The following is a 17,581-nucleotide window of genomic DNA, read 5'->3' as shown; positions in this document are numbered from 1 at the left end:
ATTGCATTTAATTCAATTCCAGAACCAAAAGCTCCAGTATCTGCAGACGAAACTGCTGCGCCACCCATTCCTATTCTATAATTTTCTCCACCAAGAATTACAATTTTATCTCCAGCAGTTGGTTTCTTTTTTATGGCTTGATCTAGTTTTCCGTAACCAATTCCTCCAGCTTGCATTATTACTTTATCGTAACCTAGTTTGCGTGCCTGCGCTGAGCTTGTCGAAGCGTCGAAGTGCTCATGCTCAAAAGTCAAAACCGAACCAGTTATTAAAGGTTGTCCAAATTTATTTCCAAAATCGGATGCGCCATTGGATGCTTTTATCAAAATATCCATTGGCGTTTGATACAACCATTTTCGTTCAGGCATTCCGTTTTCGTATTCGCGATTGTTTGTTAATCTTGAATAAGATGTCATGTAAACTGCTGTTCCTGCAAGTGGTAACGAACCTTGTCCGCCAGCCAAACGATCACGAATTTCTCCGCCAGAACCAGTTGCTGCTCCATTAAAAGGTTCAACTGTAGTTGGGAAATTATGCGTTTCTGCTTTTAAAGAAAGTACCGATTCAAAATCTTTTACTTCATAAAAATCTGGTTTATCGGCAGATTTTGGAGCAAATTGTTGCACTTTGGGACCTTTGATAAATGCCACATTATCTTTGTACGCAGAAACAATTTCATTCGGATTTTCGGCAGAAGTTTTCTTAATCATTTTGAACAATGACGATTCTTGTTCAACGCCATCAATTACAAAAGTTCCATTGAAAATTTTGTGTCGGCAATGCTCTGAATTGACTTGTGAGAACCCAAAAACTTCAGAATCTGTAAGATTTCTATTTAATTTTTTAGATAAATTTTCTAAATAGTCTACTTCATCTTGGCTTAAAGCCAAACCTTCTTTTTTATTGTATTCAGAAATGTTTTCTATTTCTAAAATAGCTTCTGGTTGAATATTTACAGTAAAAATATCTTGATTTAATTCAGAATATTTCTGCGAAAGCATTGGATCAAAATCAGAGAAATCGCTAGAAACTTTGTGAAATTCTTCAATTCTGATAATGTTTTCAATTCCCATATTCTGAGTAATTTCGACAGCATTTGTGCTCCAAGGAGTTATCATTGTGGCTCGTGGACCAACAAAAAAATCCGCAAGAACGGATTTAGATTTGTTTGATTGAGAATTTGAAACAGATTTATGAGAATCTGAAACAGATTGATGAGAATCTGAAACAAGTTCAGAATTAAAAAGCCAATTTAATTTTGAGATAGTTTTTGCCGACAATTCTTCATGTGATTGCACAGCAAATAAAGTAGTTGTTTCGTTTCCGAAAAAATGAATCATTGTGTTGTAGTTTAATCTGAACTTGTTTACGCTGAATTTATATCAGCGTTTCAGATTCTCATCTGAGAAATTCAATTTAGTTGTTATGCAAATTTAGTTTAATTGCTACAATTTACAAAGCTAAATAGAATAGTTTTTAACGAGTTTTTGACAATTTATTTATAAAAAAAGCTTCCATTTTTTTGGAAGCTTTTAGATATTTAATTTATGATAATTTTTTTCTTTAGTGATTTATCTCCTACAGTAATATTAACTAAATAGATTCCGATTTGTAAATTGTTTATTACTAAAGTTTCAATATTATTTTGTTTTTCAAATACTTTTTGTCCTAAAGTTGAAAATATTTCTACATTATAAATTGAATTTTCGTTACTCAATTGAATAGTAAAATCACCATTTGATGGATTTGGATATAACTTAAAGTCAAAAACAGAAATTGGTTCTTCTGTTGCTACAAATTTATTTCCAATTCCGCTACAAGTATCAAGAGAATACACTGTCCAATCTGTGGTTTTATTAAAAGTAGCTTTAGGAACAGCAACTGTAGTATTTCTTCTTAATGTTTCATCTATAGCAAAGTTTGCTGTTCCTCCATTAAATGTTCCAATAATATCTATTAAAACTCCATTTTTAAACAATCCAACAGCATCATTTCCGTTAAAAGTTAGTTCGTTTCCTGCACTAGAATAATTCGCAGAAGCAACAGAATAACAAGTTAATGAAGTACTACTGTTTAACATTACATATTTTGCTCCATTTGCTAAAGTTCCAGATAATGTAATTCCAGTACTCCAAGCTCCAGCACCATTTGTTTGTTTTTTTACAATGTAAGATGATAAAGTAACAGAAGTTCCAGTTCCATTTGCAATTTCTAAAACTTTATTATTTGATGAACCTTCAATATATTTTGAAAAATATAAATCAGTTACTAAAGAAACAGCTAGTGTAGCTGTATTAATTGTAGTACTATTTGCAGAAACATTTGATGCTGCATCTTTTGCATTTACATAAAAAGAATAATTAGTTCCAGATGTCAAGTTAGTTATTGAAGCTGTTGTTGAGGCAACATTGGTTTTAAATATTCCATTCATAAATACATCGTAACTTGTAACACCAATATTATCTGTTGAAGCTGTCCAATTTAATTGTAATGAAGTTGTTGTAATATTAGAAGCAACTAAATTTGCTGGAGTAGTTGGAATTGTTGTGTCTAGAGTTGGTGGTGTTCCACCCCAAATCATACTTACATATTCTGGATGATCAATAAATGGATTTCTATTTAATTGTCTAGCATAAATTGCATTATTTCTAGCAATTTCTCTTGCACTTACTGGATCTTGATTGTGCCAAGTTATTAGCATATTTAAAAATGGAGTAGTAAAAACCTGATTACTAGTTCCGTTAAACATATCAAAAATATATGTTGAAACAGTATTTTCATATCTTGTTGCAAAATAGAAATACATTCTTGCAATATCACCTTTAAAATCGTTTAGTGGTTCAAAAACTTTACCTGTATATCCAACAACAGAACTTGTGCCAACTTTACTTCCATTAAGCGAAGTCCAAGCTGCAACAGCTACTGTTCCGTGTGGATTGTCTGATCGCATTCCGTTTACATATCCATCAACTGGTGGAATAAAATGTGCATCTGCAACCATTGGCGAAGCAGAATTAAATACAGATTGAGGAATTATATGTTCTCTATTGTAACAATTTCCTTGAGTTGTATATGTTCCGCATTGATTAGTTCCATAAGCAAAAATTACAGGATCAATTCCATTTGGGTTTTCAGAATATAAATCGAAAACGGTATTGTCGTTTTCATATTGATTGTCTCTGTCTGAGGTTGCATAAGTTGTCCACAAACCTGCATATCCATTATTGGTATGACCTTTAATTTTATTGTAAAGTTGCGTTTTTAATGCGTATCCTGTTCCAGTAGCTGTACTATAATATCCAGTTGGAATTTGTGAAAATGATAGAAAGGAACTTAAAAGAATAAGTAATTGTAGTTTTGATTTCATTGTTTATTAGGTTTATTGGTTTTGATAAAAGTATTTATTTGGATTTATTGTTAATCGATTTGACACAAAAGTTAATAACAAAAAAAAACAGTCAATTGTTAATGACTGTTTTTAAAATTTAAGAAAAATATATAATCAGTTATGGAATATATTGATAAGCACCCAAATCAATAGAAGTAGTTCTTGGATTTCCTAAAATATCATTTGTAACACTACTTGTTATTCCAAAACCGATGGCAGCAGAATCTTCTAATAAGTTTAATTGATTTTTATTTACGTCTTTAAATTTTGGATTAAAAATAGATGAATTAGTTGCAATTTTGCATCCAACATTATAATTTGTTGTATTTGTTGGTGGATATAAAGGATTATTATTGGTATTGTTTACTTTAATTAAACAATTTGTGAAGTTGTAACTGAATGGATTTGTTCCTTTTTGTTCAATAAATATTTCGTTTTGATTTGAACCATAAACAATACAATTTGTAAAATTAAAAACATTAATCGGATTGTTTACATAAAGAGCAGTGTCAGTTTCTAAATAATCATTTAATAAAACAGCAACTTGCTTAGAACTAGACCAATTATTATTAAAAGTACAATGTGTAAAATTGTAAGTTCCGCCATAAGTACAAGCTATATTGGCCTGTCCAGAAAAATTAATAACCAAATTACTTCCATTTATTTCTGAACCTCTTGATAGAATTCCAATGTTAGAGCAATTGTATATTTGTGAATTTGAAATATCTAGTTTTGTAATATATGGTGCGTCAATATCTAAAGGTGCATTAAAAATTCCGAGTGTTGCATTTTTTAAAGTCAAATGTTCAATGACATTATTATTTAAAGAAAAATTAATAACTCCAAACCATTGCGCCGGAACATCTTCAAAAAATGGTTCTAATCTATCGCCTTCAAACCTCACTTCTTTATCAAGCGTAACAATTCCTTCTGCATCATAATCAGATAATTGTCCGTTGATGTTTAGTGTCCCCAACTTATCAATAATCAAACCAGAATTGGCATGAAAATGCACTTTTGTTCCTTGTTCAATATTTAAAACAGTTCCGTTTGGAACCAAAGCAAATCCGTAAACAACATAAGGTTTTTCGTTAGTCCAATTTAATAATGAACCAGAAAGTTCATGACCTTCAATATCAGATGGAATTCCATTTAAAGATAAGGTTTCCTTAATTCCTGTATCAATTGGTCTGTTAGGATAAATAAAAACTGCATCTTGAATAAGTGTAACTAAATCAACGGTTTGTGGCGCACCAGAAATATTATGAAACTCTATTTTGTCAGTATATAGAAAATCGGTTGGGTTTGCATCTAGAATTGAAGCTGTTGTTTCTATAAAAATATACATACTATCTTTGGCAAGAAGTTCAACATTATTAAATATTTTTCCTTCTCCAAATCCGCTTGCGTCGGCATCTTCACCTGTTAATCCGTCAATCATCATTCGGTATTTAGAACTTGTGCCTTTTGCCAACTGAATTTTTGGGATAGAAATATCGGTATCACTTTTATTATAGACCTTTAATCTGTAAGTGCTGGAACCAATATTGGTAAAAACAGTATCAAGATAAACAGTGTCTTTAGAAAAAGTCAAACCGCCAGTACTTGGTTGAAAATCAAAGTCACTGCGACATGAACTTAAAGAAATTAATAGTCCAAAAAGAAGTATAAATAAAGAATTTCTCATAGAGGTTATGAATTTTTGTAAATGTATGTATTTATTTGAAATTTCAAAAACCGAAATTTATAAAAATTAATAACGCAATATTCACGAAATTAGTTTGTAATTGTAAAACTATCTTACTTTTCTTTTAAAAAATAACTAGTTTTGTAATAAAATAAATTACTATGTCTTTTGATAAAGAAAAAATGCTTCGTTTGTGTAATGAATGGTCTAAAAACACCTTGATGGAAACACTAGAAATTGAATATATCGATGCTGGAGAAGACTTTCTAGTTGCTACAATGCCAGTAAATTCTAGAGTGCATCAACCAATGGGATTACTTCATGGTGGCGCAAGTGTTGCTTTGGCAGAAAGTGTTGGAAGCGCAGCATCAATCATGTTTGTAAATCCCGAAAAGCAAGAAGTTCGCGGAATAGAAATTTCTGCAAATCATGTTAGAAGTAAACGCGAAGGAATTGTTACTGCAACCGCCAAAATAATTCATAAAGGAGCAAGTATTCATCTTTGGGAAATTAGAATTGTTGATGAAGAACACAAATTAATCTCGCTTTGCAAATTGACGAATATGATTTTACCAAGTAAAGGAAGATGAGTTTACTATTTGAAAAAATAAAGAATCATAGGCAAAATAAACTACCATTTGTATGTTACTGCAAGCCAAATTCTACTAAAATAATCGCACTTTTTCAAAAAAATGATGATTTAATTGAACTTGATTCTAGTTCAGAAAGTGGTTTTGCTTTTGTTTCATTTGATAATAAAAAACGCTATTTAATTCCTGAAAATTTTTCTGATATTTATTTTGAAAATTATTCTGAATTGGATTATATTTTTTCTAAAAATATTCAATTAGAAACAGATTCATACGCAAAAAATAAATTTATAAAATTAGTTGAAAAAGCAGTAGATGAGATTAACAGCGAAAGTTTTGAAAAAGTTGTTCTTTCAAGAAAAGAATCAATTGAGGTTGAAAATTTTGATATAAAAATTGTTTTTAATAAATTAATAAATAATTACCCAACCGCATTTATATATTGTTTTTATCACCCAAAAGTTGGTTTTTGGATAGGAGCAACTCCAGAACAATTCTTGAAAATAGAAAATGATTTTATAAAAACAGTTGCCTTAGCTGGAACACAATTAATTATTGATAATGAAACAGTTGTATGGAATAAAAAAGAAGTTTTAGAGCAACAAATAGTAACAAATTATATAGTTGATAAATTAAAAAAGTATTCTAATGAAGTTACATTTTCTAAACCGTATAACTTTGAAGCAGGAAATTTAATTCATATAAAAACAGATATTCAAGCTAAAATATATGATATTAATTCAATTTCAGAAATCATTACTGTTTTACATCCAACTCCTGCGGTTTGTGGTTATCCAAAACGTGAAGCAATGAAATTTATAATAGAAAATGAAGATTATGATAGAGATTTTTATGCAGGATTTTTAGGAGAATGGAAAAAAGATTTTTTGACTTATAAAGAAAATCAATCTAATTTATTTGTAAATTTACGATGTATGAATCTTGAAAAAAACACTGCAACAATTTTTGTTGGATGTGGAATTACAAAAGATAGTAATCCTGAAAAAGAATTTGAAGAAACAGAAAACAAATCAATGACAATGAAAAATGTTTTGTGAAAATTCAATTAGCAAAATAAGAAATACAAAGTTTTAAAAATAATAAATAATGAGATTGCTTCGCAAACTCGCAATGACATATGAAATTAAATATTTTAGCTTTTGGCGCGCATCCAGACGATGTAGAATTGGGTTGTAGCGGAACAATTGCCAAAGAAATTTCGCTTGGAAAAAAAGTTGGAATTATCGATTTAACTCGTGGCGAACTTGGAACTCGTGGTTCGGTTGAAATTAGAAATTCAGAATCAGTTAAAGCTTCTGCAATACTTGGAATTTCTGCTAGAGAAAACCTTGATATGCGCGATGGTTTTTTTGTAAATGATGAAGAACATCAAATGAAAATCATCAAAATGATTAGAAAGTATCAACCAGAAATTGTATTATGTAACGCAATTGATGATAGACATATTGATCACGGAAAAGGAAGTAAATTAGTTTCTGATTCTTGTTTTTTATCTGGTTTGCGAATGATTGAAACCGAAATAAATGGAGAAAAACAAATTGCTTGGCGACCAAAAGTGGTATATCATTACATTCAATGGAAAAATCTTGAACCTGACTTTGTTGTAGATATTTCTAATTTTATTGATATAAAAATGGAATCAATTTTGGCATACAGCTCACAATTTTATAATCCAAAGGCAAAAGAACCTGAATCGCCAATAAGTTCAAAAAACTTTTTGGATAGTGTAAAATATCGCGCACAAGATTTAGGAAGAATTGTAGGAGTAGAGTATGGAGAAGGTTTTACAACAGAAAGATATTTGACAGTCAATAGCTTATCAGATTTGAAATAATTTTTATTTTTTTTCTTTGTAATAGAAAAGATAAATTCTATATTTGCACTCGCATTACAAATGGTGATTGTAGCTCAGTTGGTTAGAGCATCGGTTTGTGGTACCGAGGGTCGCCGGTTCGAACCCGGTCATTCACCCAAAAAAAAGTCTTGAAGAAATTCAAGACTTTTTTAGTTTTTATATTTTTTATTTTATTATTCTGTTGCCATTCTTTTTAGAATTGCCCATTGTTTTAAAGCAGTTCTTGCGTCAACAGCAGGATAACCCAATACAGTTTTACCTGCAGGAACATCTGCTGCAACTCCAGAACCAGCACCAACAATTGCTCCGTCACCAATTGTTAAATGATCTTTTATTGAAGCGCTTCCGCCAATAATTACTCCGTTTCCTAAAGTTACTGATCCAGCAAGACCGCTATTTCCTGCCATTATACAAAATTTTCCAAGTTTACTATTGTGACCAATTTGAACTAAATTATCAATTTTGCAACCATCACCAAGAACTGTTGAGCTAAATTTTCCTCTATCAACTGATGAGTTGGCTCCAATTTCTACATAGTTTCCTAAAACTACATTACCAATTTGAGGAATTTTTACCAAACCTTTTTCTGGGCAAGGTCTAAAACCAAAACCATCTGCACCAATTGTAGCATTTGGATGAAGAATACAGTTGTTACCAATAATACAGCGTTCTCTAACGACTGCTCCAGACCAAATTATGGTGTTTTTTCCAATTTTACTTTCGTCTAAAATGGTGACATTTGGATAAATTGTAGCATTTTCGCCAATTTCAACATTTGGTCCAATATAACAACCTGCACCAATTTTTGTTCCGATTCCAATTTTTGCTGATTTATGAATTGTTGCAGTTTGATGAATCAACTCGTCAAATTGTGGTGGTTCTGGAGCAAATAGTTCAAGAACTTGCGACATTGCTAAATCGGCATTTTTTACTTTAATAAAACATCTGTTTTCGCCAGGTTCAATAGTAATGTCTTCGTTTACAATTGCTGCACAAGCTTTGGAAGTTGCCCAAAATTTTTCATATTTTTTATTTCCAATAAATGAAATTTCGGTTTCACTAGCCAATTCCAATTGTTCTGGCGCAGTTATTGATTGATTTGTTTTTCCAACAAGTATACCATTTAAAACAGCATTAATGTCTTGAATTGTAAGGTTCTTCATCTGGTAAGTTTGGTTATATGTGTCAAATAAAGTGAATAGTTTTCAAATTTGCTAATAAATAGTTAAATGCATTTTTGTTATCAAAAAAAAATTAAATTTGCTCTTTAAATATTTAAAATAATAATGAAAATAGTATTTTTATTTCTTTTAATTCCGATTTTGAGCTTTGCGCAATTTGAAAAATCAATCAAATTGAAGGTTGCTGCTATTCAGAATTTTGTTAAAAAAGGAGAAGAAGGAGAAACTGCATATTGGCAAACCAAAGGAAAAATTACTTTCGGAATTGTAAATTATACCGAAGAACAAAACCCAGTTTTTAAAGAATTATTTATCAATCAATACAAAGAAATTGTAATAATTTATAATAAAATGAATGTGACTGAGGATGAAAAAGATACTAATTTATTTATAAAAACATTGATTAGACAAGAACAAGATTATAGAAATTTATTGACTCAGGAACAATTGAAATTCTACTTAAAACAGTTGGCAGAATTTGAAAAGAGCAATTTGCAAGCCAATGAATCTTATTCATCATTATTTTTCTCTGAAAATTTACTAAAAGAATATATTGCAAGGTTTTAAAACAAAAAAAATAAAAACTACTTTCCGTCTTTATCAACAACAATTCTTTTTTCTCTATTTGCAATTTCCCATGTAATTATAAAACCAAGTTGGGTTCTTTTAGTTAAAGCATCAAATTCTATTTTATCAACTTCGTCTGATTGTTTGTGATAATCTGCATGAACTCCATTGAATAAAAATACCGATGGAATACCGTTTTTAGCAAAGTTATAATGGTCTGAACGGTAGTAAAATCTGTTTTTATCGGCTCTATCATTATATTTATAATCAATATTTAAATTAATAAATTTAGAATTTACGCTTTCACAAATGTTGTATAAATCGGTAGATAAATAATCTGAACCTATTAAATAGATATAATTATTAGAATCTTTATGGTTTTCATCTCTTCGACCAATCATATCAATATTTACATCGGCAACTGTATTTTTTAAAGGAAACAAAGGATTTTCTGAATAATATCTTGAACCATGCAATCCATGTTCTTCGCCAGTTACATGTAGAATTAAAATGGAACGTTTTGGTCCATGACCTTCATTTTTGGCTTTTTGAAAAGCTTGTGCAATTTCTAAAAGTGCCACAGTTCCGCTTCCGTCATCGTCTGCACCGTTGTATATTTCACCATTTTTAATTCCGATATGGTCATAATGAGCAGAAACTACAATAATCTCTTCTGGATGTTCACTACCTTCTATAAACGCCCAAATATTTTCAGAATCTTGTAAACCTTCATTTCTTTTTTGATTAAGATAAGCTGCTGGAACTTTTTGATAATAATCTGTTGCTCCTTTTGGAAAAGAAATTCCAGCTTTTTTATATTGGTCAATTAAATATTTTCCAGCCATTTTTTGACCTTCACTTCCTGTTTCTCTGCCTTGCATTTCGTCTGATGCAATAACGGTTAAATTGGTTTTTAATTCTTCTTGAGTAATTGAATTTATGTAATTATTAATCTCTAATGGTTTAGCTTTGGTTTGTATTGCTTTTTTTGTTGAACAAGACAAAAACAACATTGAGATTAATGATGTAATAATTATTTTTTTCATAGTATTATGATATATTAATGAAGGTGTAAATTGCAAATAAAATTAAAATTATTGATATTAATATCATGTTTATAAATAGCATTACTGTACTTTTTATAAAAGAAATCATTCTTGTTTCACCATAAAATCTATGATGAGCAGGAAAGAAATAATAAAACATCCAAACATAACCAATGGTATTTATTATAACTTTTACTATTGTAACTATTGAAAAATCACCACAGTATTCAAATAATTTATTTATCAAAAAAAGCAGTAATGTAATTAGCAATAAGAATGAAAAATAATGCAATGTAAAGATTCCGTGGTCAAAATAATACCATCTTTTTTTACTATGAAACAACCATAATACAAAGGCAAACAAAGGCATGTAAATAAATAATGTTTTAGGAAAATTTTGCTCAGCTTGTTTTGTGAATTTTTCTAATAGCTCATCATTGTTGTATTTTTTATTTATTGGAATTGCTTTTTTACTTAACCAATATTCTAAATCATTTATTTCACCAGGATTTACTTTTCTAATAGAATCCATTTTTTCTACAGAATCATATCCAAAGTTAAAAGTATTGTCGTTTTTATTATTTTTTTTAGCAATTTCAATAAATTTTTTAATAGAATCTGCTTCTTTTGCACTTAAAACACCTTGTTTTTTTAGTTCTTCAATTTTTAATTCTTCTTTGCTTATGTTTTTTTTATTGATAGAATCATTTTGTATGGAGTCTTTTTTTCTTTCCTTTTCAACTTCTTTATCATAACTATAAAATCCATTTTTTATTTCTTTATTAGAAGTGTTATTAATATTTACTATATTAGAATCATCATTAGTTGGTATTACTGACAATAAAAAAAATGTAATTATACTTATAAAAATATATAGTCTAACAGGAGCAAGGTAGGACAATCTTTTTCCAGAAAGATATTCTTTAGTCAATGATGCAGGTCTTAATAATAGATTTTTTATGGTTTTCCAAAAAGCATTTTCATAATGGGTTAAATCTTCAAAGAAATGCACAAATAAGTGATAAAAAGTTTTTCTTGTATCAGTATTTTCTTGCCCACAATTAGGACAAAAACGTTCGGCAACAACATAATTGCAGTTTAAACAGGTTTTATCTTTTCGTATAGTATTTTTAGACATAAAATATAGTACAATATTAAAATGTAAATCTATTAAATTTTTTTATCATTACTTTTGTTAAAATATATTAGTAATAAAAAATAATATTAGTTACACTAAAAATAAAAAATAATGCAATCACAAGCAACTTCACCAGATAAATATATTGCAGAATTACCAGAAGACAGAAGGAATGTTATGCAAAAATTGCGAAAAGTAGTTCAAGAAAATATTCCAAAAGGATTTAAAGAAGTTATGAGTTATGGAATGTTGGGTTATGTTGTGCCTCATGAAACTTATCCAAACGGTTATCATTGTACTCCTGAATTGCCATTGCCATTTTTTGCAATGGCATCCCAAAAAAATTCTATAAATATTTATCACATGGTACTTTACAGCGATAAAAAAATGCATGATTGGTTTGTTGAACAATATCCAAAACATTGCAAATCTAGACTAGATATGGGAAAAAGTTGTGTTAGATTTAAAAAATTAGACGATATTCCTTATGCTTTAATTGGAGAATTAATTTCTAAAGTTACAGTTGAAAAATGTATAGAAATTTATGAAAATACTTTAAATAAAAAGAATGGAAATTAATGAAATTGTTGGTTATGTATTGGCAATTTTTGTTGGAATCACACTAGGTTTAATTGGTAGTGGAGGTTCAATTCTTTCGGTTCCAATATTGGTTTATGTCCTTCATGTTGAACCGGTTATTGCAACAGGATATTCTTTGTTTATAGTTGGTTCTACAGCAATGATTGGTGGAATTCAAAAGGCAAAACAAAAACTTGTTGATTTTAAAAAAGTACTATTGTTAGGAATTCCAACGCTAATTACAGTTTTTTTAACTAGAAGATTTATTGTTCCTAGACTTTCAAATACAATTCATATTATTAATGATTTTGAAATTACTAAGGCAACTTTGTTAATGATTGTTTTTGCAATTGTAATGATAATAGTTTCTTTAAAAATGATATTTTCTAAGTCAGAAGTAGAAATTAAAGAATCATCAGAATTAAATTATTTTAGAATTATTTTTCAAGGAATATTTATTGGTTTATTAGCTGGTTTTGTTGGTGCTGGTGGTGGATTTTTAATTATTCCTACCTTGATTTTTTTTGCAAAAACACCTATGAAAATTGCTGTTGGAACTTCACTTTTTATAGTTGCAATTCAATCATTAGTTGGTTTTGTTGGCGATTTGCAAGTCAACTCTGTTATTGATTGGAATTTATTGTTCATTTTTACGGCATTATCTATTTTAGGAATATTTATTGGAAATTATTTATCTAAGAAAATAAATGGTAACAAATTGAAAACTATTTTTGGAGTTTTTGTACTTTTTATTGGATTCTATATTATCATCAAAGAATTATTATTGTCATAAATATTTATTAAAACCCAACAAAATTTAAAGTAACATTTAAAAAAAAGTTATTTTTGTATAGAAATTATATCCAATGAAAATAGAACAAATTTACACAGGTTGTTTAGCACAAGGTGCATATTATATTGAAAGTAATGGCGAAGTTGCTATTATTGATCCGTTAAGAGAAACGCAACCTTATATTGATAAATTGAACTCAACTAATTCAAAATTAAAATATATTTTTGAAACTCATTTTCATGCCGATTTTGTAAGCGGACATGTAACTCTGGCCGAAAAAACTAATGCTCCAATAATTTTTGGACCTAATGCAACTACAAGTTTTAAAGCTCATATTGCAACAGATGGAGAAGTTTTTAAGCTTGGTGAAATTACAATCACCTGTTTGCATACTCCAGGACACACAATGGAAAGCTCGTGTTATTTATTGAAAGATAAAGACGGAAAAGATTATGCATTGTTTAGTGGAGACACATTATTTTTAGGCGATGTGGGAAGGCCAGATTTGGCTCAAAAAGCAGCTACAATGACACAAGAAGATTTGGCAGGAATTTTATTTGATAGTTTAAGAAATAAAATTATGCCACTTGCAGATGAAGTAATTGTATATCCAGCACATGGAGCAGGAAGTGCTTGCGGAAAAAACTTGAGTAAAGAAACAATTGGAAGTATTGGCGACCAGAAAAAAAATAATTATGCCTTGCGAGCAAATATGACTCGTGATGAATTTATTACAGAAGTTACCGATGGATTATTGCCACCACCAGCATATTTTCCAATGAATGTTAAGTTAAACAAAGAAGGATACAGCGATGTAGAAAACATAATAAAAGAAGCAAAAGCATTTGACGCTAAAACATTTGAACTAGTTGCTAATGAAACCGATGCGTTGATATTGGATGTTCGCCATCAAGATGATTTTTCAAATGGTCATATTCCGAAATCTATTTTTATTGGAATTGATGGACAGTTTGCACCATGGGTTGGTTCATTAATTTTAGACAGTAAACAACCAATATTATTAATTACTCCACAAGGAAGAGAAAACGAAACTATAACTAGATTGGCAAGAGTTGGCTATGATAATACTATAGGATATTTAAATGGAGGTTTTGAAACATGGAAAAAAGAAGGATTAGAATTTGATACTTTAAATTCTATTACAGCTAAAGAATTAGAAGCAAAAACTACAAGTACTTCTGCAATTTTTGATGTTAGAAAACCTGGAGAATATACTGCCGAACATATTTTGGATGTACCATCAACACCACTAGATTTTTTAAACGAACACTTAACAGAATTTCCAAAAGATAAAAATTTTTATGTTCATTGCGCTGGAGGTTATAGATCGGTAATTGCAGCTTCAATTTTAAAATCTCGTGGATATCATAATGTTATAGATATAAAAGGAGGATTTGCAGCGATTAAAAATACTGAAATTAAAACTACAAGTTTTGTTTGTCCTTCAACATTGAAGTAGTAAATAAAATGTTAAAAATAATTGTTGTATAAAATAAAAGTATATTTTTGGGCTTAATAAAAGTAAATTAAACTTAAATTTAAAAATAAATAATATGAAAAAAGTAGCATCAATTTTAGCTGTAGTAGCATTTTTATTTTCTATGAATGTAAATGCACAAGAGCCAAAACAAAAAAAGAAAAAAGCAAAAACTGAAAAATCTTGTTCTGCAGATGAAAAAAAATCTTGTGGTGATGGAGAAAAAAAAGCAAGCGGATGTTGTGCTTCTAAAAAAGCAGAAGAGAAAAAAGCTTAATTAGTTTAAAAAATAATTTAAAAGTGCCTGAGAAATCAGGCACTTTTTTTTTAAATTTAAATATAGTTTTATTATTATTTAAATTCCACTATTGTATTATTGTTTAAATAACATATTGATTATAAGCTATTTATTTTAATGTTATTATACTATTTTTTGTTTTTTAGAGTTCTACTAAATAAACCCACACTTATTTTATTTAAAAATGTAAGACAATACATATAATAAATGTAAATTATCAGTAAATAATCGATGAAATGCGTTTTTTTACTGACAAAATGCATTTTTTAATAAATTGTTTTTTATGTTTGTTAAAGAATTCCCCAATTCAATCAAATGAAGAAAAATATAAATACCTACTATATGTTAAGAAAATTTAGAAGTATTTTCTTGTGGTTAATTTTATTACCTGCAACATTATTTGGTTTCACATTTAATGCGGTTCCAACAAACGAAACATGTGCTGGAAATGGCTCTATAACTTTTACAGCTTCAAGTGCAAACCCAAGTGGTGTTTTGGTTTATATTGTTTATAAATTACCAGATGTAACCACACCTTATGCAACAGTTCCTAGTAATTTTATTAGCGGATTATCTGCTGCAACTTATAGAGTTGTCGCACAAGAAACAGTTGGTAGTGTTGTTACAACTCAGCAACAAGATGTTGTAGTAAACAATAATATTGTACCATTAACTTATTCGGTTGTTAGTTTAAATCAGGCATGTTCAAATACAAGTAATATTTCTGTAAATATAGTTTCTGGTGTTGGCATGACTTATGAGATTTTTGCTGGTCCAATGCTTTTTCCAGCACAATCTAGCAACACTTTTAGTGGCTTGCCAATTGGTGTATATAAAATTAGAGTTTTTGATAATTGCGGAATAGGAGTGGTGCAAACTTTTACAGTAAATATGAATACAACTGGAATTGTAATTGCAGCACCAACATTTGCAAATACTTCGCCACCATCATGTAATTTTACAGTAGCAACTAATAATATTACTGCGTCATCAGGAACAGTTATTGGATATCCATTATCTATAAGCTATACAGTTCATCCACCAGATGGAAGTGCAGACTTAAATTATAATTTAAATCTATTAAATGGAAATGCAACTTCGCAAGATTTAGTAATGACACTTCCCGATTATATTAATCAAACGTATAATTATGATATTACAATTCTTGATGCATGTGGAAGTACATATACACAAAATTTTGTTGTTGATATTGGAATAACTTTAACAAGCAATATTTTTGTTTTAGATTGTAATGAAAATTATTTTAGTTTAACTGCTGCAAATTTTACAGCACCATTTACATTAAATTTCACAAGTGTTCCAGCTGGATTTAATCCGAGTGCATTTAATACTGCTTATCCTGGACCAAATAATCAAGAATTGGTTCAGTTTGGGTCTGATGTAAACATAGTTCCTTTAGGTTCTTATTCTGTAGAAATAACTGATAGTTGTGGTAGAACAACAACTAGAACATTTACTATAGTATATAATCCTGCAATTCCATCTGTTGTTCCTGGTAATAATGGATGCTTAACTAATTCAGGATATATAGTAGTTTCAATTCCAAATTATGAAATTGTAACAGCAACTATAACAGCTGCACCTTCAAGTTATCCAAATGTGTTGCCACATAATGTAACTTCGTTGATTGATGCTGATGGTTTATTAGTTTTGAATCCAGTTCCGCTAGGAGATTATACTATTGTAGTAACAGACAATTGTACTAGTGTTTTATCACCAATAAATTGTACCGTTCCAATATATGTAAATAAAGGACTTTCAAGTTCAATAAGACCAGGATGTTCCTTGCAAACAACATCTATAGAGTTATCAAGTTTAAACGGAAAATTAACTTCAGTAAATTTAGTTTCTGCTCCATCAGCATTTTCGCAACCAATTCCAATAGTATTAACTCCAAATATTACTGCTAATGGAAAACTATATTTAGATAATTTACCAGCCGGAAATTATAATTTTACAGCTATTGATGAATGTAATTTTAGTAATTCTGTTTCAGTTGTTGCAGCAGGATATACTATTACTAGAAGTACATTTTCGTTAGTGCCAAATTGTGGTTCATTTAACATTCCATTAGATTTTATTAGTAATGGCACAACAAGTCAAAGTTTTTGGTTGCAAAAATTAATAGATAGTTCTGCAAATACTTGGGGTAATCCTGCAACAAATGAAGTATACCCAGAAGGTACTTTACCTACTTTATCTAATTCTTTTCAGTTGAATAACAATACTACTAACTTTAATTTATCATATAACGGAACTTTTAGAATTGTTCGACATTTTTTATCATATAACAATGGTGTTTTAATTAATACTGGAGCAGCTACGTCTGATAAAAGTTGTATTGAAATATTGAGTCCAACATTAAGTTTTAATCAAGCACTAGAAATAGTTGATGCTAATAGACTTCCTTGTACAACTAGTGGAAATCTTGATGTAATAATTGAAGCCAATGGTCAAGGTCCATTAACATATACAATAACTACTAAAGATGGTGCATCGTTTTTTATCAACAACGGAAACTCTAATACATTTTATAATTTACCAGTAGGAATTTATACTTTTCAAGTAGAAGATATTTGCGGAAACATTGTTAATAAAATTTATGATGTTGATGCCTTACTTTCTTTGGTTGCCATGACTCAACCAGAATCAATCTTGCAGTGTAAAGATGTTATATTAAATAATGAAACTTTTGATATTTCACTTCAAACTCCAATTATTTTTGGTACACAATCACCAACTGATTATACTCTTACTTATCATAGGTCAATTGCTGATGCACAATCTAATTTAAACCCAATAAGTAATCTTACAAATTTTGATCCAACATCAAATCCTCAAACAATTTACGCAAGAATGATATTTAACTCTTTACCAAGTTGTTATGAAGTTCGTTCATTTGATTTAATCGTAGGTCAA

At 29.4% G+C, this 17,581-nt stretch carries 14 protein-coding genes, 1 tRNA gene and 1 pseudogene; 10 read left to right on the top strand and 6 right to left on the bottom strand.

What is annotated here, in order from left to right:
• The 3 genes and pseudogenes from ACH2BO_RS11945 to ACH2BO_RS11935 form a co-directional block, all read right to left on the bottom strand.
• A pseudogene (locus ACH2BO_RS11945) lies at positions 1 to 1,340 on the bottom strand (phosphoribosylformylglycinamidine synthase); the annotation flags it as partial.
• Between the two features lie 200 nt (positions 1,341 to 1,540).
• Positions 1,541 to 3,367 (bottom strand): endonuclease, encoded by a 1,827-nt coding sequence (locus ACH2BO_RS11940; RefSeq protein ID WP_395044960.1) that lies wholly within the window; start codon positions 3,365 to 3,367, stop codon positions 1,541 to 1,543.
• Between the two features lie 139 nt (positions 3,368 to 3,506).
• Positions 3,507 to 5,075 carry a hypothetical protein gene (locus ACH2BO_RS11935; protein ID WP_395044959.1) on the bottom strand — a complete coding sequence of 523 codons (1,569 nt, stop codon included), beginning with the start codon at positions 5,073 to 5,075 and terminating at the stop codon, positions 3,507 to 3,509.
• 161 nt (positions 5,076 to 5,236) lie between these two features.
• Here ACH2BO_RS11935 and ACH2BO_RS11930 point away from each other — a divergent pair, with 161 nt between their 5' ends.
• From ACH2BO_RS11930 to ACH2BO_RS11915, 4 genes are all read left to right on the top strand, one after another.
• Positions 5,237 to 5,665: a hotdog fold thioesterase gene (locus ACH2BO_RS11930; protein WP_395044958.1), complete on the top strand. Its 429-nt coding sequence runs from the start codon at positions 5,237 to 5,239 to the stop codon at positions 5,663 to 5,665.
• A complete protein-coding gene (locus tag ACH2BO_RS11925; RefSeq protein WP_395044957.1) occupies positions 5,662 to 6,723 on the top strand; it encodes an isochorismate synthase in 1,062 nt (353 codons plus the stop codon). Before ACH2BO_RS11930 ends, ACH2BO_RS11925 begins: the two co-directional genes overlap by 4 nt.
• A gap of 80 nt (positions 6,724 to 6,803) precedes the next feature.
• Positions 6,804 to 7,520, top strand: a complete 717-nt coding sequence (gene bshB1, locus ACH2BO_RS11920) for a bacillithiol biosynthesis deacetylase BshB1 (protein ID WP_395044956.1) — start codon at positions 6,804 to 6,806, stop codon at positions 7,518 to 7,520.
• A gap of 62 nt (positions 7,521 to 7,582) precedes the next feature.
• A tRNA-His gene (locus ACH2BO_RS11915) sits at positions 7,583 to 7,658 on the top strand.
• Positions 7,659 to 7,714: 56 nt separating this feature from the next.
• Here the strand turns inward: ACH2BO_RS11915 and lpxD are convergent.
• Positions 7,715 to 8,704: a UDP-3-O-(3-hydroxymyristoyl)glucosamine N-acyltransferase gene (lpxD, locus tag ACH2BO_RS11910; RefSeq protein ID WP_395044955.1), complete on the bottom strand. Its 990-nt coding sequence runs from the start codon at positions 8,702 to 8,704 to the stop codon at positions 7,715 to 7,717.
• A gap of 123 nt (positions 8,705 to 8,827) precedes the next feature.
• Between lpxD and ACH2BO_RS11905 the strand changes: the two genes are divergently transcribed.
• Positions 8,828 to 9,289: a hypothetical protein gene (locus tag ACH2BO_RS11905; RefSeq protein WP_395044954.1), complete on the top strand. Its 462-nt coding sequence runs from the start codon at positions 8,828 to 8,830 to the stop codon at positions 9,287 to 9,289.
• 17 nt (positions 9,290 to 9,306) lie between these two features.
• On the opposite strand, the gene ACH2BO_RS11900 is transcribed toward ACH2BO_RS11905, so the two are convergent.
• Both ACH2BO_RS11900 and ACH2BO_RS11895 read right to left on the bottom strand, forming a co-directional pair.
• Entirely contained in the window at positions 9,307 to 10,335 is a 1,029-nt protein-coding gene (locus tag ACH2BO_RS11900) for a M28 family metallopeptidase (protein ID WP_395044953.1), read from the bottom strand.
• A gap of 4 nt (positions 10,336 to 10,339) precedes the next feature.
• Positions 10,340 to 11,473 carry a DUF3667 domain-containing protein gene (locus tag ACH2BO_RS11895; RefSeq protein WP_395044952.1) on the bottom strand — a complete coding sequence of 378 codons (1,134 nt, stop codon included), beginning with the start codon at positions 11,471 to 11,473 and terminating at the stop codon, positions 10,340 to 10,342.
• A 111-nt stretch (positions 11,474 to 11,584) separates the two neighbouring features.
• On the opposite strand from ACH2BO_RS11895, the gene ACH2BO_RS11890 reads away from it, so the two are divergent.
• The 5 genes from ACH2BO_RS11890 to ACH2BO_RS11870 all read left to right on the top strand — a co-directional run.
• Positions 11,585 to 12,052, top strand: coding sequence for a DUF1801 domain-containing protein (locus ACH2BO_RS11890; protein WP_395044951.1), 468 nt, complete (start codon positions 11,585 to 11,587; stop codon positions 12,050 to 12,052).
• A complete protein-coding gene (locus tag ACH2BO_RS11885; RefSeq protein WP_395044950.1) occupies positions 12,042 to 12,845 on the top strand; it encodes a sulfite exporter TauE/SafE family protein in 804 nt (267 codons plus the stop codon). The genes ACH2BO_RS11890 and ACH2BO_RS11885 overlap by 11 nt, the downstream gene beginning before the upstream one ends.
• A 73-nt stretch (positions 12,846 to 12,918) precedes the next feature.
• Complete coding sequence (locus ACH2BO_RS11880) at positions 12,919 to 14,325, top strand: rhodanese-like domain-containing protein (protein WP_395044949.1); 1,407 nt, start codon at positions 12,919 to 12,921, stop codon at positions 14,323 to 14,325.
• Between the two features lie 94 nt (positions 14,326 to 14,419).
• Entirely contained in the window at positions 14,420 to 14,620 is a 201-nt protein-coding gene (locus ACH2BO_RS11875) for a hypothetical protein (protein WP_395044948.1), read from the top strand.
• Positions 14,621 to 14,956: 336 nt separating this feature from the next.
• A partial coding sequence (locus ACH2BO_RS11870) for a hypothetical protein (RefSeq protein WP_395044947.1) occupies positions 14,957 to 17,581 on the top strand: 2,625 nt, incomplete at its 3' end.

Source organism: Flavobacterium sp., from assembly GCF_043773265.1.
Lineage (GTDB): Bacteria > Bacteroidota > Bacteroidia > Flavobacteriales > Flavobacteriaceae > Flavobacterium.
This window is presented reverse-complemented; position numbering and strand designations above follow the sequence as displayed.